We start from the raw sequence: 21,037 nt of genomic DNA on the forward strand, positions 1-21,037 counted from the left end.
GTAATAACGAAATTATTCAGGTAAAATGAGAAAAACGAAAGCAAAAAAACGTCCGCTTTTACCGGATCCTAAGTTTAACGATCAGTTAGTAACTCGTTTCGTTAATAACTTAATGAAAGACGGTAAAAAAAGCATAGCTTTTAAAATTTTTTACGATGCGTTGGAAATCGTAGAAACTAAAAAAGAAAATCAGGAAAAAACATCTCTGGAAATTTGGAAAGATGCTTTAGAAAACGTAATGCCTCACGTTGAAGTACGTAGCAGAAGAGTTGGGGGAGCTAACTTCCAGATTCCAATGCCTATTCGTCCGGATAGAAAAATTTCTATGGCGATGAAATGGTTAATAAAATATTCAAGAGATAGAAATGAAAAGTCCATGTCTCAAAAGTTAGCTGCTGAAATTATTGCCGCTGCTAAAGAGGAAGGTGCTGCAGTTAAAAAGAAAACCGATACGCATCGTATGGCTGAAGCTAATAAAGCATTCTCACATTTCAAATTCTAAAGAAAATATGTCTAGAGATTTAAAATATACACGTAATATAGGTATTGCTGCTCACATTGATGCAGGAAAGACAACTACAACGGAAAGAATTTTATTTTATACCGGAGTAAACCATAAAATCGGAGAAGTTCATGACGGAGCTTCAACGATGGACTGGATGGTTCAAGAAGCTGAAAGAGGAATCACTATTACTTCTGCAGCTACTACATGTAATTGGAATTTCCCATTAACTGATGACGGTAAAAAACTACCGGATACACAGTCTTACCACTTTAATATTATCGACACTCCGGGACACGTTGACTTTACTGTTGAGGTGAACCGTTCATTAAGGGTATTAGACGGATTAGTTTTCTTATTTAGTGCGGTTGACGGTGTTGAGCCTCAATCTGAAACTAACTGGAGACTTGCGGATAATTACAAAGTTCCTAGAATGGGATTTGTAAACAAAATGGACAGACAAGGTTCTGACTTCCTTAATGTGTGCCGTCAGGTTAAAGAAATGTTAGGATCTAATGCGGTTCCTATCGTATTACCTATCGGATCTGAAGAAGATTTCAAAGGGGTAGTTGACTTAGTTAAAAACCGTGCTATTGTATGGCATAATGATAACTTCGGTTCTACTTTTGATATTGTAGATATCCCTGAAGATATGAAAGAGGAGGTAATGGAATATCGCCAAAACCTTATCGAAGCAGTTGCTGAATACGATGAAACTTTAATGGAAAAATTCTTTGAAGATCCGGATTCAATTTCGGAAGAAGAAATCCACGAAGCGCTTCGTAAAGCAACTATAGATATCAGCATTATACCTATGGTTTGCGGATCATCTTTCAAAAATAAAGGGGTTCAGTTTATGTTAGATGCTGTTTGCCGTTATCTTCCTTCTCCACTGGATAAAGAAGCTATTGAAGGTACAGATCCTAAAACTGATGAACCGATTGCAAGAAAACCGGATGCAAAAGAACCGTTTGCAGCTTTAGCGTTTAAAATTGCTACCGATCCTTATGTTGGTCGTTTAGCTTTCTTTAGAGCTTATTCCGGTCATTTAGATGCCGGATCTTATGTATTAAACACTCGATCCGGTGATAAAGAAAGAATTTCCAGAATCTATCAAATGCATGCCAATAAACAAAATCCTATCGAATATATCGAAGCCGGAGATATTGGTGCAGCAGTTGGATTTAAAGATATTAAAACAGGAGATACACTTTGTGATGAAAAATCTCCGATTATTTTGGAAAGCATGGTATTCCCTGATCCGGTTATCGGTATCGCTGTAGAACCTAAAACTAAAGCGGATGTTGATAAATTGGGTATGGCTTTATCAAAATTAGCGGAAGAAGATCCAACTTTCCAAGTAAAAACAGATGAAGCTTCAGGACAAACTGTAATTTCAGGAATGGGTGAGCTTCACCTTGACATCATTGTAGACCGTTTAAGAAGAGAATTTAAAGTTGAAGTAAACCAAGGACAACCTCAGGTTGAGTATAAAGAAGCTTTAATGGGATCTGCTGATCACAGAGAAGTTTACAAAAAACAAACCGGTGGTCGTGGTAAATTTGCTGATATTGTATTCCAAATCGGACCTGCTGATGAAGGAAAAACCGGATTAGAATTCGTAAACGAAATCAAAGGTGGTAACATTCCTAGAGAATTTATACCATCTGTTGAAAAAGGTTTCAAAGAAGCTATGAAAAATGGTCCTTTAGCAGGATATGAGATTGACGGTATGAAGATCACATTGAAAGACGGATCTTACCATGCGGTTGACTCTGACCAGTTATCTTTCGAATTGGCAGCTAAACTTGGATTCAAAGAAGCAGCTAAGAAAGCAAAACCGGTTATTATGGAGCCTATTATGAAATTGGAAGTTTTAACTCCGGAAGAATATATGGGGGACATTGTAGGAGACTTAAACCGTCGTAGAGCAACAGTAAGCGGAATGGATGATAGAAATAATGCCAAAGTTATTAAAGCATTTGTTCCATTATCTGAAATGTTCGGATACGTAACTTCCTTAAGAACTTTATCTTCAGGACGTGCTACTTCAACTATGGAATTTGACCACTATGAAGCAGCTCCTCAGAATATAGCTGATGAAGTAATTGCTAAAGCTAAGGGTACAAACGTTTAATTTTTAAAACAATGAGTCAAAAAATAAGAATAAAACTTAAATCTTACGATTATAATTTAGTTGATAAATCAGCTGAAAAAATCGTAAAAACCGTGAAAGCAACCGGTGCTGTAGTTAATGGTCCTATTCCATTACCTACTCATAAGAGAATTTTTACCGTATTGCGTTCTCCACACGTTAACAAAAAATCTCGTGAACAATTCCAATTAAACTCTCATAAAAGATTAATGGATATCTACAGTTCTTCTTCTAAAACTGTTGATGCATTAATGAAATTAGAGCTTCCTAGCGGTGTTGAAGTAGAGATTAAAGTATAAGTTTTTAAACGAAACTTTAGATATAAAAAACCTTCTGAATTATAATTCAGAAGGTTTTTTTATTTTATATAGTATTACAAAAACGCACATTACCACTTAAATATAATATTTATTTATACAGTATTCGGAATATATTTTAAATATTTACTTTATTATTATATAAATTTTGGCACGAAATTAGTGTTTAATAAAAGCATAAATAAATCTATTATGAAAAATAATTTGGCTTATTTTTTTAAAAGTATATTGTTCTCAACTGAAAAAAGTAGTATTAGTCATTCTAACTTATTGCCAATTGTAACTTTCAGCACATTTATAATTCCATTTTCAATGGTAAAATTAACTAGCTTAGTATATCTATCTAACTTTCTAAGATATTTTTTAAAAGAATTCGGATTTATATTTTTTAGAAATCTAAATATATATTTTTCAAGATCACAATCAGTAATTTACTGCGATTGTTGCTATAAAAATTAATTAAAATATTATTGAATATTTTGAATGGTTTAGAATTTTAATTATGAATGAATTATAAGATAAAAAAGAATAGAATCAGAAAATTTAAAGACTAATTATAAGTATATGTATAAATTCACCAATTAAATTTGTAAACTCATTTAATTTAAATTCAATAACATGTTAAATTCTATTTAGTGATGCAGGCTTTTTTAAGCCTGCTTATTTTATATTTTTATCTTTATATTCTTCAAATTTTAAATATAATTTTTCTTCTTTAACTCGAGGCATTCTTCGATGAGGCTCTGTCACATCCGTTGGTAAGGAAATAAAATCTTTAATGGTATCGACCTTTTCAATAGAATCAACCAACAGTTGCATTTCTAAATTCCAAAGTTTAAAGCATAGGGTATGAAACGTATCTTCTGTAGCTATTTCTATTTTTTCTTGAATAATTAAAAGCCCCGCATCTGCTTCTTTGTTTACATAATGAACCGTAACTCCTATCGGTAAATCTTCATATACCGCCCATTTCAGAGCATCTAAACCCCGAACAAAGGGAAGGTATCCCGGATGAGAATTTATAATTTTATGGTTGGAAACTAATTGTTCGGGCAATAAACCCGCTCCCGCTATTAAGATAGAATGATACGAATTTTCTGTAAAACAGTTATCCAACTCTCCTATTTCTTTTTTTATATAAGTATAGTCTAAATTTTTAGCTAACTGTTCATTTTCCAGGGTAAGAAGTAATTCGGAGGGACGATGTGTAATAAGTGCTTGTATAGGTTTTCTGGGAACAAATGGTATTGCATATACATCAACTTCATGATATCCTTTCCCTTTTAATCGCAACAATACTTCTTGTATTTTCCTTGTGGGATGGTCATAACAAATAACAGCTATTTTTTTATTCATAATAAATATTTTAAAAATTAACTAGTTCAAGTGAGATTTACTAAAGTGTGTTATTTTAAAGCATTATATAAATAATAATATAATGAACGGGAAAAGGACGTTCTATTGTTTAAAACTTTAAAAATAACACTTAAATTTAAAATTAATTTTGGGTTGAATCTTGTAAAAAATCTACTACCACATATTCAGAATTGGTTCCTATTCTGAATCTTCCTCCCCAAATTCCGATTCCTGCACTTACATAGATATGAGTATTTCCCTTTTTTAGATAACCGTGAGATTTCTCGAATATGGATTTAGTAATTAAAGAAATCGGCCAAACTTGTCCTTGATGGGTATGTCCTGAAAATTGTACGTCTACTTGATTAAGCTCGGATTCTTCCAGATGATAGGGCTGATGATCTAAAACGATTATAGGTTTAGAGGAATCAAAATCTTTAATTAATTCATTAAGAGGCTTTCTAAAGCTATTGGTACGATCATCTCTTCCCACAATATAAAAACTATTTTCAATTAAAATTGAAGAGTCTCTTAGTAAATGAATACCGGCATTTTTAATAAAATCTATACTTTCAGTAATTCCACTTATATATTCATGATTTCCTAAGCAACTGTAAATACCTAAACGGGATTTTATATTTTTAAAGTGCTTTTCCAATAAAAAATGCTGTAAAGGCTTAACATTAGTGTCAATGATATCTCCTACTATAAGAACTAAGTCAGGTTTTTCTTTATTAATTTTATTAATCCAGCTTTTCAATTCATTTCCCTGAATGGCATAACCCAAATGAAGGTCGCTTATCATTACAATTCTTAAAGGTTTAATTAACTTTTTATTGGTTGTTAATTTTAAATAAATTCTCTTTTTATTAAAGTAATTTCTATATCCATAGAAACCTATACAAACCACTAAACATAGAATCAAGATAATACCATAATTGTTATTAAAGAAATTTTCAGGTATAAATTCACCAAAATTATTTAATAATAGCAATCCATCATAAACAAGAAAAAGTAAAAAGGAGTATAAAAGAACAACCGGCCAACTAGTAGAAATTTTATATAAAATCGTTGCGGATGGTAATGGTAATTTTTTTGAGAAAAGTAAAAACAATATAAAAGATGAGGGAAGAAAAAATACCAGTAAGAAAAAAATGCTTTTTACAAAAATTGATTGTTCAGATAGTAAGGAATATATATGATAAAAAGTATAAAAGTTAGCTAAAAAGTATAAAAATATGGTAAACGAAAATAAAAAAATTTTTTTCATAGAATCTTTTTTTATCTAATTTTTATTAAGATAGCTAACTTTCATTTCAATCAAATTTAATTTTTATGAATCAAAAATATTTTACTATACTCAAATAAAGCAGATTAAATGATTTTAATTGATTAAAAAAATATATAAATCAGAATAAATTAAACAGTCTGTTTAGTCTATTTTATTTAAAAATTGATTTCAAGTATAATTTTTAATCACCTGTATAATAATTATTTTAGTTAGATACCTGCTTTATTTCTTCTATAAACCTATCTGCCAATTGATCGGCTTCTTGTTGCGTAGGAGCTTCAGTATATATACGGATGATAGGTTCTGTATTTGATTTTCTTAAGTGTACCCAATTATCGGAAAAATCGATTTTCAATCCATCATAAGTTTTTATATCTTCATTTTTATATTTTTCGGTTAATTTTTGTAAAATAACATCTGTATTAATTTCCGGACTTAAATCAATTTTTTTCTTTCCCATAAAATAGGAAGGATACGTATTTCTAAGTTGTTTTATTGTAATCTTTCTTTCAGCAAGATAGGATAGAAAAAGGGCAATTCCAACTAGTGAATCACGACCATAGTGTAATTCCGGATATATAATACCTCCATTACCTTCGCCTCCGATACGCGCGTTGATATCCTTCATCTTTGTTACTACATTAACTTCTCCAACTGCGGAAGCATGATATTCTTGATTGTATTTTTCTGAAATATCTCGTAATGCCCGTGAGGATGATAAATTAGAAACCGTAGCTGAAGGAGTTTTACTTAAAACATAATCTGCAACAGCAACTAATGTATATTCTTCTCCAAACATGGTTCCATCTTCGCATATAAATGCTAAGCGATCTACATCCGGATCCACAACTATTCCTAAATCTGCTTGTTCTTTAGGAACTCTTTTCATTATTTCGCCTAAATTACCTTCCAACGGTTCAGGATTATGAGGAAAATGGCCGTTGGGTGTACAATACATTTCGATTACTTCAACTCCTAATTTTTCTAATAAGGGAAGAACCGATATACCTCCTGTAGAATTTACGGCATCAACCACCACCTTAAATCCTGCTTTTTTTATTAAATCAACGTTCACTAAAGGCAGTTCCAATATTTTGTTTATATGATGCTCTATTGCTTTGTCTTCTTTTAGATACGATCCTAAATAATCTACTTCAACAAAATCAAAATCTTCCGTATCAGCTATGTTTAATAATTCTTTACCTTCTTTATCGGATATAAATTCACCTTTAGCATTCAATAGTTTTAACGCATTCCATTGTTTAGGATTATGACTTGCCGTTAGAATAATTCCTCCGTCTGCTTGTAAATATGGAACCATAATTTCCACCGTAGGAGTTGTCGAAAGTCCTAAATCAACAACATCTATTCCCACTCCCTGTAAAGTGGATGAAACTAACTCGGAGATCATTTGACCGGAAATCCGTGCATCTCTCCCAAGTACTACTTTAATTTTTTCTTTATTTATTTTTCTTTTTAACCAAGTTCCATAAGCCGAAGCAAATTTTACGGTATCAATCGGTGTAAGATTTTCTCCTATTTTACCCCCTATTGTCCCTCGAATTCCGGATATACTTTTAATTAACGGCATAGATATTTTCTTTTATTCTTATAATTATTTTGAATATTCTTCAATTTTACTTAAAATGAATTCTTTGGAAAGATTTCCTAAAAATCCTTCTTTTTTATTTCCTTTTTGTATAACTGTTACCGGTATACCCCCTTCTAGATCAGGACTAATCGTACCAATATGGTCTCTCATATCTTTAGAGGATATATTGTATACGTTTTTCATTTTATTTTTTTGTACAAATGATTGTAATGTACTTTGGGTATCTATTTGATCGATGCTTACAAAGATAAATTTTATTTTTTCATGGGCGTATTTCTCTTGAAGAGCCACAAAATCAGGTATTTCTTTAACACATGGAGGACACCACGTTGCCCAGTAATTGGTAATATATATAGTATCACTCTTCGTATTTAATAAACTTTGAATTTTTGAAAAATCAGACTTGATTATTTTAGTTTCTTGATTACTTACTTCAATTTCGGAATGATCTACAGTAGTTTCATGAGTTTGTTTTGAACTCTGCTCTTTACCAGTATTTTTTTCTTTACAGGAAACTAGTAAGGCAAGGCTGAATAGTACTACATATATTTTTTTCATTTAACTATTTTATTTACAAAAGTAATCATTTAAAAGTTCAAATTTTTATTTTATAAAATCAATCATATAGTTTATGTAAAAAAAAACATATTTTTTTAAAGTGTTTTTACAGGTATTGTTTATAAATTATATCGCAGAATACTACTCTTTATTTTTATAAATAAAATAGACCGTAATTGCTATTTTTTTTATATTTGATAAAATTAAATGTTTATGAAAAAAAATTTTTATGTTATAGCAATCCTTACTTGTGGATTGATTTCATGTGATAAATATTCAAGCGGTAATAAAAATATTATTCCTGCCGATATTGAACAAAATGTAAATTCACAATCTCAATCAAATGATATCCTAAAAAAATCTTCTATTGTTATTGATTCTTTAAAAAGTGAATCTACAAAAGATTCCTTAACGAAAAAAAATCTTACCCAAGATTCATTGCATCCTACGAAAACAGTTATAAAAAAGTAACTAATTATTTAAAACTAATTATTTGATTTATTAAATAATTTTTTACTAACAATTAAAACTTTTAAGATGTTATATAATAAATATATTAGTTTAATTTTATCCGTTCCACTAATTTTGTTTTCTTGCGGAGATAATAAGAGTAATAAATCTACCTCGACTTCTGACGTAAAAAGCACTGAAACTACAACACAACAAATTAAACCTCAAGGAAAAGAATCCAGTTTCAAAAAAGAATTAGTATGGACGGCTTATAAAACTCCCAAAAAAGTACCTGTAAGTGGTAGTTTTAAAAATATTTCTTTAATCAACACGAAAGAAGATAAACCGTTGGATGAATCATTGGAAGGAGCAAAATTTTATATTGATGGAACAACGGTTTCTACCGGTGACACTTCAAGAGATGGAAACTTAACTTTATTTTTTTTTAAAAGATTATCCTCTCCTGAAATTTATGGATCATTTGGGAAATTTGAAAACAATAAGGTGAAGATCTCCTTAACTTTAAATGGAAAAACAATAACCAAAGAATTTTCATATAAACTTGACAAAAAAATGATGATGATTCATGGTTCAATCGACGTATTAAAAGATTTTAATTCTGAAAGAGCATATACCAGCTTGCATAGAGCTTGTTTTGATCTGCATGAAGGTAAAACTTGGACAGAAATTGATTTAATGATTTTTATTTCTAAATAATACTTGTTATTTACAATTAAGTTTGTTTGCGACAAGTTAAACCTAAAATAGTATCAATCACAATTAAACAATCAATACGTAATTAATTTAGATACATTAGATGATTGATTCAGTATCTATTAATCGATAAAGAATAAAATTTTAATAAAATCAGTGTTTATTTCATTTATTATTTTATTGAAATTCATAGATTTAATAGTATTAAATGAGATTAATTACTTTAAAAATCGTTATTTGTAGCAAAAAATATGAATTTTTCAATCAAAAAAGTTTGTGAAATTGAAAAATGAGTTTATCTTTGCACCACTGAAATTATTAAAAATAAGTCTTCAGAAAAGATCCGGTAGTTCAGTTGGTTAGAATACCTGCCTGTCACGCAGGTGGTCGCGGGTTCGAGTCCCGTCCGGATCGCTAAGAAACATAAATTTCTTTATTTTTTTATTGCACACTATGCAATCTACCCTGATCCGGTAGTTCAGTTGGTTAGAATACCTGCCTGTCACGCAGGTGGTCGCGGGTTCGAGTCCCGTCCGGATCGCTAAATTTATACTTAATTTTCATATTAATTCCTATTAATCTCCTTTTTTATTTATTAGTATTTTATATATGAAGACTCTTAATATAGATCTCTAAAGATCTTATTTTGTTTAGAATTTAATTATTATAAGAGTTGTTTGCATGAATATCTACCCTATTATACTAATTACTATAGCAAAGCATTAATTCAATTTTTTTTCTTTTAACCACTTTTGAATATGATCCGCAATTTCAATATTATTTAGGTCTGACATAATAAAATGGGTATTTCCATTTATTCCAATGTCCGGCAAATGAATAACAGTGACATCTCCACCGTTTTCATTAACTAATTTCGCCCATTCTTTAGCAGAAATCAGTACTTCTCTCCAAAAATTTTGCGAATAAGTAGTAGTTTTTTCTTTGGGAATAAAATCTCCATAATATATGAGTATAGGTATACGGGTTAATTTCATAAATTGATCCATGGGTATACTCCCTCCCCTATTTCCTACAGGAACTTTCCCTTCGGGAAAACTAAACGCACCCGGTTCAATGGCAATAATTGATTTTACCTTTTCATTCTGTATAGCTGTTTTCCATCCGGGCAATCCTCCGGCTGAATGTGTAAAAAGAATAGCATCTCCCGATTTATTCAATACTTCTGATAATGAGTTTACAAGAGTTTCCTCATCTATGCTGCCTGTATTGGGTGTCATCATTCTAAAAAATTGATCGATTGATATACTATCTTTTGGAAATTTTACTCCCTCATAATAATTTGGATATTTTCCTATCCGAAATTGTGTAAACCAGGTTTGATCATCAGGTGCTGTTGAAATAGCTAGGGGCTTACATGTTTGTCCTGCTTCTCCCCTTCCGGGTTGATCTACCAGGTATATACTATACCCCTTTCTTAAAAATATATTGGAAAATCCCTCTCGCCCGTCTGCTGTCGTTTGCCAGCTTCGTCTGGATTGCCCATACCCATGTAGAAAAACCATGGACGTATGTTTAGGATGAACAGGAATTTGATACCATACATCGGCATGATCACAATGTCTTGTTTGTCCTCCTTGTGGCTCGAACCAGGGCTTATTAGGATCAAATACTCCTTCACTCTTACTAATTTTACCTCCTGAAGAAAATTCCCCCTGTTCTTTGATTAGTATGGGCTTTTCTTCAAACTTATCATCTTTTTTTTGACCATAAGCCAATACTAGCAAAAGTACACTTGTCATTAAAAAACTGTTTTCATTATATTATATAATAATTGTTAATTTTATCGTGTTCTACAAAGTTTCATAAATACCAATTTATCTGAGTTTTTTATTGAACTTAAAGAGATATATTTAGCAAATCTAAGAATGAGATTTATTTCAGGATAAATTATTTTAAAAATATTTTATCTCTAATCCGAATATTATACTTATTAATTGAAAAACTTTATAAATAATTTGCCTGAAGATTAAATAGGATTTCTATTTTATAAATAAGTGTATAAAATAAAGTTTACCATAAAATAAAACGACTTTACTTAAAGACTGTAAGTAAAGTCGTTTTATATTGTAAATATTTTAATTTTTAGTTTTCAAGAGGAAGGAATCCATAATTTTTAGAGTAGAACAACATTTCTACTGCAAATGATTCCGGATAAGTAACTTCAATATCAGTTATTTCTCCTTGTTCATTAGTTTTAGGAACTAAAATAGGATTGATGAAACCTTTATAAGCTGCGGTATTAAATTTAGAGTTTCTTTTTAAAACTTCTGCATGTAATTCTTTATCCACTTTTACTCCATACGTTTCCACTAAATTTTTTGCAGCATTATAATCTCCTTCAGATTTAATTCTTTGAGTTTCTTTCAATAATTCTCCAAATAAATTGTGAAGCTTTTCATAATCATTAATTTTAAAATAGGTTTTACCATCTTTAACCACTTTTTCAATTACATTATCTTTTTTACCTTTTTCATACGCCCACGCACTTACCCATTGACGATTTCTCATATGTGCTTCTTCTATATCTCTTCCCGGTTCAATTCTAACTAATTGAGTCATTAATCCGTTTCGTATATAATCATTATAGGCTGTCATTCCTACTTTTTTCCAGTCATCTACTAATCCAAGCTTTTGTAATTCCGGATCATATAAATAATACAATCCTACTAAATCTGCTCTTCCCTCTTCCATTGTAGATGCATAACTTTTTAAAGTTTCTTTAGGGGTTCCGACTCCTTGATTAATTTGTCCAGAAGCATGACCCACAACTTCATGTAAAGCTGTATGCAGTTTATCTGCTAATTCTCCGTATTTTTCTGATAATTCTATTTCTTCTTGGCTGTATGCAAATTCCTTTAACTTTTCACTTCCTCCGGCTAAATTATAAGCGTCTATAATATTTCCTAAAGAAACCGACTTTGAGCCATATTCCGCACGGATCCAATCCGCATTAGGTAAATTTACTCCAATCGGAGTACTGGGTGAAGAATCTCCCGCTTCCGATGCTACATTAACTGTTTTATACGATATCCCTACTACATTTTTCTTTTTATGTTCCGTCATTAAAGGAGAATGATCTTCAAACCATTGTGCATTTTTGGATATAACTTCCATTTTTGCCGACATGTCAAAATCTTTGATTTGAACAATATTCTCATAGGATCCTTTGTGACCAAGCGGATCATTATACACCTCTACAAATCCGTTTATATAATCTATATTTCCTTTAGTTGCTTTAAGCCATGCTATGTTATAATCATCCCAAGTTTTTAAATCTCCTGTTTTGTAATATTCAATTAAAAGTTTTAAAGCATCTCCCTGTTCTTTATTTTCAGCTACGGTAACAGCCTTATCCAACCAATAGATTATTTGATCAATAGCTGAACCGTACATTCCCCCGCTTTTCCAAATCTTTTCTTCTAAAGTACCTTTACTGTCTTTAACTAATTGGGAGTTTAAACCAAAAGATAAGGGACGAGAAGCATCCGGACTTTTTTTAGCTGAATAATATTTCTCCACTTCCTTTTCGGTAATTCCTTCTCCATAAAAATTTACTGCAGATCCTGAAATTAACCCTTTGGATTCATCTAGATTTACTTTTTTAGAATCTTTTTCATTGAATAAAATGGAAACGATCTGAGAATCCAATGAAGTTTGAGTTTCTTTCATTAGCTCCTCAAAATATGCTTGGGTAAATTCAGGCATAATTTTATCATTAGAATAATGATGATGAATCCCATTTGAAAACCAAACCCTTTTTAAATATACTTCAAAATTGTTCCAATCTTTTGAGGTTTTATCTCCTTTATAATTTTGATAGATGGATTCTAATGCTTTTCTTATTTTCAAATTATATTTATAGTTTTGGTCCCAAAGGATATCTCTACCTGCTAATCCGGCTTGAGAAAGATAATAGACCAATTTTTTTTCATTTAAAGACAACTTATCCCATTCAGGTATTCGATATCTTAAAACTTCAATATCGGCAAAACGATCGACTTTATAATTAAAATCTTCTTCACTAATTTTTTCGGTTTGCTCTGAATGTTTTGATTCACAAGACCCCAAAATTATTGAGGCAGCAAGAATACCCGCAACAATATTAATTTTCATCTTTATAATGTTTATATGTTAATTATGTTAACAAAGATAAAAAACTATATGATAAGGAGAGTATAGTTCTCAAAATTATTATAAAATGAATGGGATAAGTTTGTAATTAAAAAATAATACTCAATACGTTATATAGAAACCTTTAAAGAATATTACTTTTTAATAAAACTGATATAAGAACCTTCTATAAAACTATTAACCACTACAATTGGGATTTATATCTAAATTCTCTAAACGGGGAAAATACTGGCTTACTCTTCCAAATTAAGGACGCAATCTATTTAAAAATGAAAGTTATTATCTCAATCAAGAAAAATATATTACAAAAGAGTATTCATAAACTAAATTTAATTTTAAATGTTTAGAACTTATATTATTTAGAAATGGGTAAGTATATTATTACTAAATTTTTTTATTAAATACAGGCTTAACAAAATGAAGACTTTATTTATAAATAATCTTCTATTTTTGTAGTTATTAATGTGGCATGAAAATTACATTATTATCGATTGGCAAAACAAATTCTAAAGAATTAGTATTTCTAATGGAAAATTTAGAAAAACGCTTACCCGCTTTCATAAAATTTGAACGTAAAGAATTGCCGGATGTAAAAAATTCCAAAAATCTATCAGAAAATGAATTAAAAAATGCGGAAGCAGAGTCCATTCTTTCTTTTTTGGATTCGGGAGATACACTCATAATTTTAGATGAAAAAGGCAAAGAGTTTACTTCGACTGAATTTTCTTCATTTCTGGAAAAGCAAATGAATAATTCTGTTAAACATTTAGTTTTTTGTATCGGAGGAGCTTATGGATTTTCTGACAAAATTTATAATCTAAATCCGCAAAAACTAGCTTTATCCAAAATGACATTTACGCATCAGATGGTGCGTTTGTTTTTTGTTGAGCAATTATATCGCGGCTTCAGTATTTTACAAGGAAAACCTTATCACAATGAATAATTATCTTAAATTAAAATGGTACGACATACTTTTAGCTCTTATCTTATTTTTTTTGGGAGCTTTAGTACTAAGTCCTCTATTTTCAATTCTAGCTAAAAAACTACATACCAATCCCTACGTTTTTACCCCGATTTTAACTATTGGAAATTATCTAATTGTTTATTTAGTCTATTATTTTGTGGGATTGAAACCCAGAAAAGAACGTTTTACAATAAGTTACTCTCTAAAGAATAGTAAACTCTTCCCAATTGCCCTTTTGTTATTTTTTGGACAATATCTAGTTTCAGAATTTTTAACCGGATTAATACCTACTCAAGGCGGAATATTCGAAAAAATGTATAAAACCATGTCGTATGCCTTATTGGGTAATGCCGGTAATTATCCTATAATTACCTTTATATCGGTATGTATCGTTGCTCCAATTTTTGAAGAATTATTTTTTAGGGGATTTATTTTAAAGGGAATGCTCAATAATCAAATTAAACCACAAAAAGCTATATTAATATCAGCCTTAATTTTTGGAGGAATCCATATATTTCCTTGGCAAGCAGTTGGTGGAATTTTAGCCGGAATTGTCTTGGGAATTACTTTCTATAAAACAGGTTCCCTACTTACCTGCACACTACTTCATTGCATTAATAATACGATAGGTTTTATATTTTTTATACGATATAAATCATTGGAATCACCCGAATTTGGTTTTAGTAATTTTACTCTGTTCATTGTTGGTATTATTATAATAGCTATATTTGGATGCATTTATATGAAATTAACAAAAAATCAATCATGGAAATCCTATTAGCTACACAAAACGAACATAAAAAAGCTGAAATAATTGAAATTTTACCCGAAAATTTTCAACTTAAAACCTTTGCTGATTATAATTTTGAAGGCGAAATTGAAGAAACAGGGACCACTTTCCGTGAAAATGCTTTTATTAAAGCTAAATTCGGATATGATTTAACTCATATACCATGTTTTGCTGATGACAGCGGATTAGTAGTTGAAGCATTAAATGGAGAACCCGGAATCTATTCTGCGCGTTATGCAGGCACCGGATCTTTTGATGATAATATTTCTAAAGTGCTAAAAAGTATGCAAAATAATACCAATAGAAAAGCTTATTTTATAAGCGTAATCTGTTGGGTAAACAATGAAGAGGTTAAATATTTTGAAGGTAAAATTTTTGGAACTATTACTACTGAAATCAAGGGTGACGGTGGATTCGGATATGATCCGATATTCATTCCTGACGGATATTTGAAAAGTTTTGCAGAATTTTCACCTAAAGAAAAAAATATGATAAGTCACAGAGCTATTGCTTTACGAAGATTTACCAATTTTTTAAAGTTATATTAGTTAACTTCCAAATATAAATGATCCAATATATTTTTTTACTTTAATTTAAGCAATTACTGAATTTCATTTTCTTAACATACGTTGATATTAACATTAATGGAAAGATGCACAAGTCTTATGAAAAAATATTTCAATTTTAATTTGATTTAAAAAAGTTGGATCATGAAAAAATATTTTCTAAAAATATGTCTTGCGGTATCTATAATTACCTCGGCTCAGAATTTAGAGATCATTCCATTAGGAGTTTACGGAGGAAGTAATGAAAGTAATCTTTCTTCTTATCTAATTGCTGAAGAAAAAACAACCAATTATTTAGCTTTGGATGCCGGAACTATTTATAGTGGTATTAATAAGGCAATTGAAAAAGGAACCTTTACCAATACTACAATTGAAAATGTATTAAAAGATAACATCAAAGGATATTTTATATCTCATGGCCATTTAGACCATTTATCAGGAATGTTGATTAACTCTCCCGAAGATTCCTCCAAGCCAATTTATGCAAGTAAGGAAACCATAGAAGTTTTAAAAAATAAATATTTTACCAATGCTGCCTGGATCAATTTTGCCAATGAAGGCGAAAGTCCAATTCTAAATAAATATCAATATGTATACACAGAAATAGGAAAAGCATTCCCTATTCTTAATACTCATTTAACGGGTACGGTTTATGAATTAAGTCATGTAAAACCACTTAAAAGTTCCGCCATTTTAGTGGAAAATAATACCCAAGCAGTTTTATATTTTGGCGATACCGGAGCAGACAGAATTGAAAAATCCGATAAACTCAATAAGATATGGAACCTTATGTCTCCTAAAATTAAATCAGGAAAATTAAAAACCTTTCTGATTGAAGTTTCTTTTCCTAATTCTCAACCTGAAGAATTATTGTTTGGTCATTTAACGCCCAACTTACTAAATGAAGAAATGAAAAAATTAGCTCAATTAGTAGGAAAAAAAAATATGAAAAAACTTACAATTATTGTTACCCATATCAAACCCAAAGGAAATCATGAACAAATAATTAAGGAACAATTAGTAGACAATAATCCATATTCTATCAATTATATATTTCCTAAACAAGGAGAGCGTATTATTTTGAAATAGTTGATAAAAATAAGAACCTCTTACATCTTTCTGAAAAAAATTTTTACAGTTTATTATTTCAAACATTTCACATTCTCAATCTAAACTTATTTTTGTGTTTTACCATCAAAAAGTTTATAAAATAAATTAAAACCAATAAATAAATTTATTTTAAAAATAAAAATTACAAATTATATTTACATTTAAGCTAATTTACTTTAATTTTACAAAAATTAATAAACAAAAAAAATGTGTGGATTTGTAGGAATTTTCGATTTAAAAGAAGCCGTTGAAACATTAAGACCTCAGGCTTTAAAAATGGCAAAAAAAATTCGTCATAGAGGTCCGGATTGGTCCGGAATCCATTGCGATAAAAATGCAATCCTTGCTCATGAAAGATTATCCATCGTTGATATTGCTTCCGGTGGTCAACCCTTATATAGCAGCGATAAAAAATTGATATTAGCCGTAAACGGTGAAATTTACAATCATAAAGAAATTAGAAAGAAATTTGAAGGAAAATACGATTTCCAAACTTTATCTGACTGTGAAGTTATTTTAGCTTTATATAAAGAAAAAGGGGTTAAATTATTTGAAGATATTACAGGAATTTATGCCTTCGTTTTATATGATCAAGAAAAAGATGCTTATTTAGTTGGAAGGGATCATATGGGAATTATTCCTTTATATATGGGATATGATGAAAAAGGGCAATTTTATGTAGCCAGTGAACTCAAATCGTTGGAAGGAGTTTGTCCGGATATCAAAGAATTTGAACCCGGAAAATACTTATATAGTCTGGACGGAGAAATAAAAACTTGGTATCATAGAGATTGGATGAATTTTGATTCTGTGAAAAACAGCATTTCTGACATTCAAAAATTAAGAAAAGGATTAGAAGATTCTGTACACAGACAGTTGATGTCTGATGTTCCTTACGGTGTTCTTCTATCCGGTGGATTAGACTCATCCATTATTTCAGCTATTGCAAAAAAATATGCAAGTAAACGAGTGGAAGATAACAATAATTCGGATGCTTGGTGGCCTCAACTGCATTCCTTTGCTGTCGGACTAAAAGGTGCTCCGGATTTGTTGGCAGCCAGAAAAGTGGCAGACCATATCGGCACCGTACATCATGAAATTCATTTTACCATTGAAGAAGCTTTAGATGCGATCAATGATGTCATTTATCATATTGAAACCTACGATGTTACAACGGTTCGGGCTTCTACCCCCATGTATCTGTTAGCCAGATATATAAAATCCATGGGAGTAAAAATGGTATTATCGGGAGAAGGATCCGATGAACTTTTCGGCGGATATTTATATTTCCACAAAGCACCTGATGCTCAAGCATTTCATGAAGAAACCGTCAGAAAATTAGATAAACTCCACCTATACGACTGTCTTCGTGCCAATAAATCCTTAATGGCTTGGGGCGTTGAAGGACGGGTTCCTTTCTTGGACAGAGAGTTCATGGATATTGCCATGACTTTAAATCCTAAAGATAAAATGTGCGGAAACGGAAAAATTGAAAAGCATATTTTAAGAGAGGCATTTGAAGATTATTTACCTGAAGAAGTTGCTTGGAGACAAAAAGAACAATTTTCAGACGGAGTGGGTTATTCCTGGATTGATACATTAAAAGAAACGGCTGATAAAAAAGTTTCTGATAAACAAATGGAAAGAGCATCCGAACGCTTTCCAATTAATCCACCAATGTCAAAAGAAGAATATTGGTTCAGAAGCATATTTGAAGAACATTTCCCTTCTCAGGCAGCAGCACAAACGGTTCCTTCTGTACCTTCTGTAGCCTGTAGTTCTGCCGTAGCTTTAGAATGGGATGAAGCATTTAAAAATAACCCTGATCCATCAGGTAGAGCCGTAAAAACGGTGCATACTGATGCTATTTAGGTCAAAATTTCTCTTTCATGGCTTTTATTATTGATAATAAAAGCCATTCTATTCTACTACTATCCCATTTGGAAATAAGTTTTTCTTTTTTAGATAATTAAATATTTTTGGAAAAAAAATGCGTAAAAAGAGTTTTATCTTTAATTTTCTATTTTCTCTAACGGATTGTACCACATAATCACTTATGGTTTCTTGATTAAATACAGAAGCCGGAATTTTACTTTTTAAAGTTTCAATGGCTTCATTATAATTGGTTACTTTGCTTTGACTTAATGATTTTCCGTCATGAATTCTTCTATATTTGTATAAGGGTTGATTGAAATAATAAAAGCTATAATTTTTTACTGCAGATCTTGACCAGAAATCCCAATCTTCTGCATACGACAAAGTTACATCATAGCCTCCATTATCCTCCCATACCTTTTTTTTATAGATACTTGAATTGGGTAAAAAACATCCGCTATTTATTAAGCGTAAACGATTATATTTTCCTGATTTATTGTACCTGTTTTCACTTCCGAAAATTATATAATCTCCATAGAGAATGTCAATAGTTGGATCTTGAACCATCTTGTGTAGGGCTTGATCATAATAATTGCCATTCATTATATCGTCCGAATCGAAAGGTAATATATATTGACCTTTTGCATTTTCAATACCCTTGTTTCTTGCCCTGGCTACTCCTCCATTTTCTTGAGTTATAATTGTATATTTTTCATTGTAATCTTCCAATATTTTTAAAGTCTCCGAATCTGTTGATCCGTCATTTACTAATATTACTTCATAAGGACATGAAAAATTTACCTCTTCAATACTTTTAATAGTTTCCTTCAAATATATTCCTGAATTAAAAACCGGAACAACTATAGATAAAATAGGATTTACTTTCATATTACAAAAGTAATTTTTTTATGGGATTGAATTTTATAATCCAAAAAAATAAAATTAAGATCATTACCATGACGATAAATTATCTGTTTTAGTGACCCTTAATTTTACTAGTTTTAAACACAATATACGTATGAATATTTTAACAAATGATTCAAATACTTTATACTATCTTTTTGATTGTGCAATTAGTAAAATAAGGATAATCGGAACCGAGCTTTATTTAAAAAATGGGTTGAATGAACCATTTGACAAGTCTTGGTTTTTAAGAAACCTGATCAAAGTTATAAATTTAAATAGTTATCAATAAGCTCAATAAACGGAAGAATCTATTGGAAAACTTTAAACATTTTTTATAATGGATATTTTTTAACTCATGTCATGAATTTATGAGTTAAAAAATTTATATCTTATTTAAGATACTAATTCAAATTACGATAAAGTTTTCGAAATGATAGCATCTGAAAATCCTATTTTTTTATAGATTTCCAATAATTTTTTGGCTGAATCGTAATTGCTCACTTTTCCGCTGGTATAAATGTACAAATTGTTATCCGTTTTTTGTCTTATTACATTATTTAATCCTTTGAAAATAGCATCTCTTTCTCTGTATTTTTTAGGTGATACAAATAATTCAATGGTATAGTATAGACCGGTTAGCACTTCTTTTTCATTAAATTCAACTATAGAAGCATCTGTAAACCCTGCTTCTTTAGCAATTTTTAATGTCGTTTCACTTTCAGAACGTAAATTGGTACTTCCTGCATAATATATATACTTACCGTTTGATTTAACAATTTCAACATTTTTCATACCTCTAAGTTGCAAGGAATTAGGACTGTATCTGTTGAATGATGCTAAGAATTGTACCTTTAGTGATAAGTTACTGTCCACTGGATTTTCAACAACTTGTTGAATTTTTTCCTCCGCTTTTTTCTCTGATTTTTTATCGTATTCTTTTTTATAGCTTAAAAAAGCTTCGTATATATCTTTAGCTATAGTATTTTGTCCATCTTCTGAAGCTAAATATTGTCCTTCTTGAGGGTTAGAGATGAAACCGGTTTCAATTAATACTGAAGGCATGGCTGTTTGAACTAAAACCAAAAAACCGGCTTGTTTTACTCCTCTGGAAAATCGATTTTCTTTTTTAAAATTATTTTCCACATAGCTGGCCATTTTTAAACTGTTTTCTAAGTATATGTTTTGCATCAATGTGAGGCCTATTACCGATTCGGGTGATGAGGGGTTAAATCCTTCATAAGTCGTTTGATAATCTTTTTCCATATAAATAACCTCATTTTCCCTTTTTGCAACATCAAAATTATCTCTATTTCGATGAGCTCCCAGAACAAAGGTTTCCGTACCGTACGGTGCACTTTTAGGGCTTGAATTGCAGTGGATGGAAATAAATAAGTTGGCTTTTCCTTTATTGGCAATATCTGCGCGGGTCATTAATGGAATAAATTCATCTGTCTTTCGAGTATAAATAACTTCTACATCTTTATTGTTATTTTCAATCATGGCTCCAACTTTTAAAACCAATGAAAGATTAACATCTTTTTCATTGGCAAAAGCTCCTCTGGCACCATTATCATGCCCGCCATGTCCTGCATCCAAAACTAAGGTAAAATCTTTTTTTTGAGAAGATAAAGAGCCGGTGAAAAAAATTAAAGTTATTAGTAGTATATTTTTTAAGTTAAATATTGTTAAAACTCTCATTAATTCTTTTTTTTGATTAAT

Annotated in this window: 18 protein-coding genes and 2 tRNA genes; 12 read left to right on the forward strand and 8 right to left on the reverse strand. The window is 30.5% G+C overall.

Annotated features, from left to right (window positions below):
* The first annotated feature begins 25 nt into the window (after positions 1-25).
* The 3 genes from rpsG to rpsJ are packed head-to-tail and all read left to right on the forward strand — an operon-like array spanning position 26 to position 2,956.
* Entirely contained in the window at positions 26-502 is a 477-nt protein-coding gene (rpsG, locus tag GFV00_RS02500; RefSeq protein ID WP_055425681.1) for a 30S ribosomal protein S7, read from the forward strand.
* Positions 503-509: 7 nt separating this feature from the next.
* Complete coding sequence (gene fusA, locus GFV00_RS02505) at positions 510-2,639, forward strand: elongation factor G (RefSeq protein WP_105297011.1); 2,130 nt, start codon at positions 510-512, stop codon at positions 2,637-2,639.
* Positions 2,640-2,650: 11 nt separating this feature from the next.
* Complete coding sequence (rpsJ, locus tag GFV00_RS02510; protein WP_055425679.1) at positions 2,651-2,956, forward strand: 30S ribosomal protein S10; 306 nt, start codon at positions 2,651-2,653, stop codon at positions 2,954-2,956.
* 678 nt (positions 2,957-3,634) lie between these two features.
* Here the strand turns inward: rpsJ and GFV00_RS02515 are convergent.
* The 4 genes from GFV00_RS02515 to GFV00_RS02530 all read right to left on the reverse strand — a co-directional run bounded on the left by GFV00_RS02515 (position 3,635) and on the right by GFV00_RS02530 (position 7,791).
* A complete protein-coding gene (locus GFV00_RS02515) occupies positions 3,635-4,330 on the reverse strand; it encodes a formyltransferase family protein (RefSeq protein ID WP_160556361.1) in 696 nt (231 codons plus the stop codon).
* Between the two features lie 142 nt (positions 4,331-4,472).
* A complete protein-coding gene (locus GFV00_RS02520; RefSeq protein WP_160556359.1) occupies positions 4,473-5,600 on the reverse strand; it encodes a metallophosphoesterase in 1,128 nt (375 codons plus the stop codon).
* A 226-nt stretch (positions 5,601-5,826) separates the two neighbouring features.
* A complete protein-coding gene (glmM, locus tag GFV00_RS02525; protein ID WP_160556358.1) occupies positions 5,827-7,212 on the reverse strand; it encodes a phosphoglucosamine mutase in 1,386 nt (461 codons plus the stop codon).
* Positions 7,213-7,236: 24 nt separating this feature from the next.
* Positions 7,237-7,791 (reverse strand): TlpA disulfide reductase family protein, encoded by a 555-nt coding sequence (locus tag GFV00_RS02530; RefSeq protein WP_160556356.1) that lies wholly within the window; start codon positions 7,789-7,791, stop codon positions 7,237-7,239.
* A gap of 213 nt (positions 7,792-8,004) precedes the next feature.
* Between GFV00_RS02530 and GFV00_RS02535 the strand changes: the two genes are divergently transcribed.
* From GFV00_RS02535 to GFV00_RS02550, 4 genes are all read left to right on the forward strand, one after another.
* Positions 8,005-8,262, forward strand: coding sequence for a hypothetical protein (locus GFV00_RS02535; RefSeq protein ID WP_160556355.1), 258 nt, complete (start codon positions 8,005-8,007; stop codon positions 8,260-8,262).
* Between the two features lie 66 nt (positions 8,263-8,328).
* Entirely contained in the window at positions 8,329-8,958 is a 630-nt protein-coding gene (locus tag GFV00_RS02540; RefSeq protein ID WP_160556354.1) for a YceI family protein, read from the forward strand.
* 337 nt (positions 8,959-9,295) lie between these two features.
* Positions 9,296-9,369 (forward strand) — tRNA-Asp (locus GFV00_RS02545).
* A gap of 53 nt (positions 9,370-9,422) precedes the next feature.
* A tRNA-Asp gene (locus tag GFV00_RS02550) sits at positions 9,423-9,496 on the forward strand.
* A 181-nt stretch (positions 9,497-9,677) separates the two neighbouring features.
* On the opposite strand, the gene GFV00_RS02555 is transcribed toward GFV00_RS02550, so the two are convergent.
* Entirely contained in the window at positions 9,678-10,715 is a 1,038-nt protein-coding gene (locus GFV00_RS02555; RefSeq protein WP_160556352.1) for an alpha/beta fold hydrolase, read from the reverse strand.
* 343 nt (positions 10,716-11,058) lie between these two features.
* Positions 11,059-13,089, reverse strand: coding sequence for a dihydrofolate reductase (locus GFV00_RS02560; protein ID WP_160556350.1), 2,031 nt, complete (start codon positions 13,087-13,089; stop codon positions 11,059-11,061).
* A 487-nt stretch (positions 13,090-13,576) separates the two neighbouring features.
* Here GFV00_RS02560 and rlmH point away from each other — a divergent pair, with 487 nt between their 5' ends.
* The 5 genes from rlmH to asnB all read left to right on the forward strand — a co-directional run bounded on the left by rlmH (position 13,577) and on the right by asnB (position 18,409).
* Positions 13,577-14,050: a 23S rRNA (pseudouridine(1915)-N(3))-methyltransferase RlmH gene (gene rlmH, locus GFV00_RS02565; protein ID WP_160556348.1), complete on the forward strand. Its 474-nt coding sequence runs from the start codon at positions 13,577-13,579 to the stop codon at positions 14,048-14,050.
* Positions 14,043-14,852: a CPBP family intramembrane glutamic endopeptidase gene (locus GFV00_RS02570; RefSeq protein ID WP_160556345.1), complete on the forward strand. Its 810-nt coding sequence runs from the start codon at positions 14,043-14,045 to the stop codon at positions 14,850-14,852. The genes rlmH and GFV00_RS02570 overlap by 8 nt, the downstream gene beginning before the upstream one ends.
* The gene (rdgB, locus tag GFV00_RS02575; RefSeq protein ID WP_160556342.1) at positions 14,837-15,409 is read left to right on the forward strand and encodes an RdgB/HAM1 family non-canonical purine NTP pyrophosphatase; all 573 of its coding nucleotides are present in this window, start codon (positions 14,837-14,839) and stop codon (positions 15,407-15,409) included. The genes GFV00_RS02570 and rdgB overlap by 16 nt, the downstream gene beginning before the upstream one ends.
* Positions 15,410-15,571: 162 nt before the next feature.
* Positions 15,572-16,516 (forward strand): MBL fold metallo-hydrolase, encoded by a 945-nt coding sequence (locus GFV00_RS02580; RefSeq protein WP_160556340.1) that lies wholly within the window; start codon positions 15,572-15,574, stop codon positions 16,514-16,516.
* 228 nt (positions 16,517-16,744) lie between these two features.
* Positions 16,745-18,409 (forward strand): asparagine synthase B, encoded by a 1,665-nt coding sequence (asnB, locus tag GFV00_RS02585; RefSeq protein ID WP_160556338.1) that lies wholly within the window; start codon positions 16,745-16,747, stop codon positions 18,407-18,409.
* A 48-nt stretch (positions 18,410-18,457) separates the two neighbouring features.
* Here the strand turns inward: asnB and GFV00_RS02590 are convergent, their stop codons facing one another.
* Complete coding sequence (locus tag GFV00_RS02590; protein WP_160556336.1) at positions 18,458-19,300, reverse strand: glycosyltransferase; 843 nt, start codon at positions 19,298-19,300, stop codon at positions 18,458-18,460.
* A gap of 429 nt (positions 19,301-19,729) precedes the next feature.
* On the reverse strand, positions 19,730-21,016 hold the full coding sequence (locus GFV00_RS02595; protein ID WP_160556334.1) for an N-acetylmuramoyl-L-alanine amidase: 1,287 nt from the start codon (positions 21,014-21,016) through the stop codon (positions 19,730-19,732).
* Positions 21,017-21,037: the final 21 nt, after the last annotated feature.

It is taken from the genome of Apibacter sp. B3935 (genome assembly GCF_009827705.1).
Taxonomy (GTDB): Bacteria; Bacteroidota; Bacteroidia; order Flavobacteriales; family Weeksellaceae; genus Apibacter.

Excerpts from the sequence above, each read along its gene's own strand:
- rpsG (WP_055425681.1), top strand. The coding sequence starts at position 26 with ATGAGAAAAACGAAAGCAAAAAAACGTCCGCTTTTACCGGATCCTAAG.
- fusA (WP_105297011.1), top strand. The coding sequence starts at position 510 with ATGTCTAGAGATTTAAAATATACACGTAATATAGGTATTGCTGCTCAC.
- rpsJ (WP_055425679.1), top strand. The coding sequence starts at position 2,651 with ATGAGTCAAAAAATAAGAATAAAACTTAAATCTTACGATTATAATTTA.
- GFV00_RS02515 (WP_160556361.1), bottom strand. The coding sequence starts at position 4,330 with ATGAATAAAAAAATAGCTGTTATTTGTTATGACCATCCCACAAGGAAA.
- GFV00_RS02520 (WP_160556359.1), bottom strand. The coding sequence starts at position 5,600 with ATGAAAAAAATTTTTTTATTTTCGTTTACCATATTTTTATACTTTTTA.
- glmM (WP_160556358.1), bottom strand. The coding sequence starts at position 7,212 with ATGCCGTTAATTAAAAGTATATCCGGAATTCGAGGGACAATAGGGGGT.
- GFV00_RS02530 (WP_160556356.1), bottom strand. The coding sequence starts at position 7,791 with ATGAAAAAAATATATGTAGTACTATTCAGCCTTGCCTTACTAGTTTCC.
- GFV00_RS02535 (WP_160556355.1), top strand. The coding sequence starts at position 8,005 with ATGAAAAAAAATTTTTATGTTATAGCAATCCTTACTTGTGGATTGATT.
- GFV00_RS02540 (WP_160556354.1), top strand. The coding sequence starts at position 8,329 with ATGTTATATAATAAATATATTAGTTTAATTTTATCCGTTCCACTAATT.
- GFV00_RS02555 (WP_160556352.1), bottom strand. The coding sequence starts at position 10,715 with ATGACAAGTGTACTTTTGCTAGTATTGGCTTATGGTCAAAAAAAAGAT.
- GFV00_RS02560 (WP_160556350.1), bottom strand. The coding sequence starts at position 13,089 with ATGAAAATTAATATTGTTGCGGGTATTCTTGCTGCCTCAATAATTTTG.
- rlmH (WP_160556348.1), top strand. The coding sequence starts at position 13,577 with ATGAAAATTACATTATTATCGATTGGCAAAACAAATTCTAAAGAATTA.
- GFV00_RS02570 (WP_160556345.1), top strand. The coding sequence starts at position 14,043 with ATGAATAATTATCTTAAATTAAAATGGTACGACATACTTTTAGCTCTT.
- rdgB (WP_160556342.1), top strand. The coding sequence starts at position 14,837 with ATGGAAATCCTATTAGCTACACAAAACGAACATAAAAAAGCTGAAATA.
- GFV00_RS02580 (WP_160556340.1), top strand. The coding sequence starts at position 15,572 with ATGAAAAAATATTTTCTAAAAATATGTCTTGCGGTATCTATAATTACC.
- asnB (WP_160556338.1), top strand. The coding sequence starts at position 16,745 with ATGTGTGGATTTGTAGGAATTTTCGATTTAAAAGAAGCCGTTGAAACA.
- GFV00_RS02590 (WP_160556336.1), bottom strand. The coding sequence starts at position 19,300 with ATGAAAGTAAATCCTATTTTATCTATAGTTGTTCCGGTTTTTAATTCA.
- GFV00_RS02595 (WP_160556334.1), bottom strand. The coding sequence starts at position 21,016 with ATGAGAGTTTTAACAATATTTAACTTAAAAAATATACTACTAATAACT.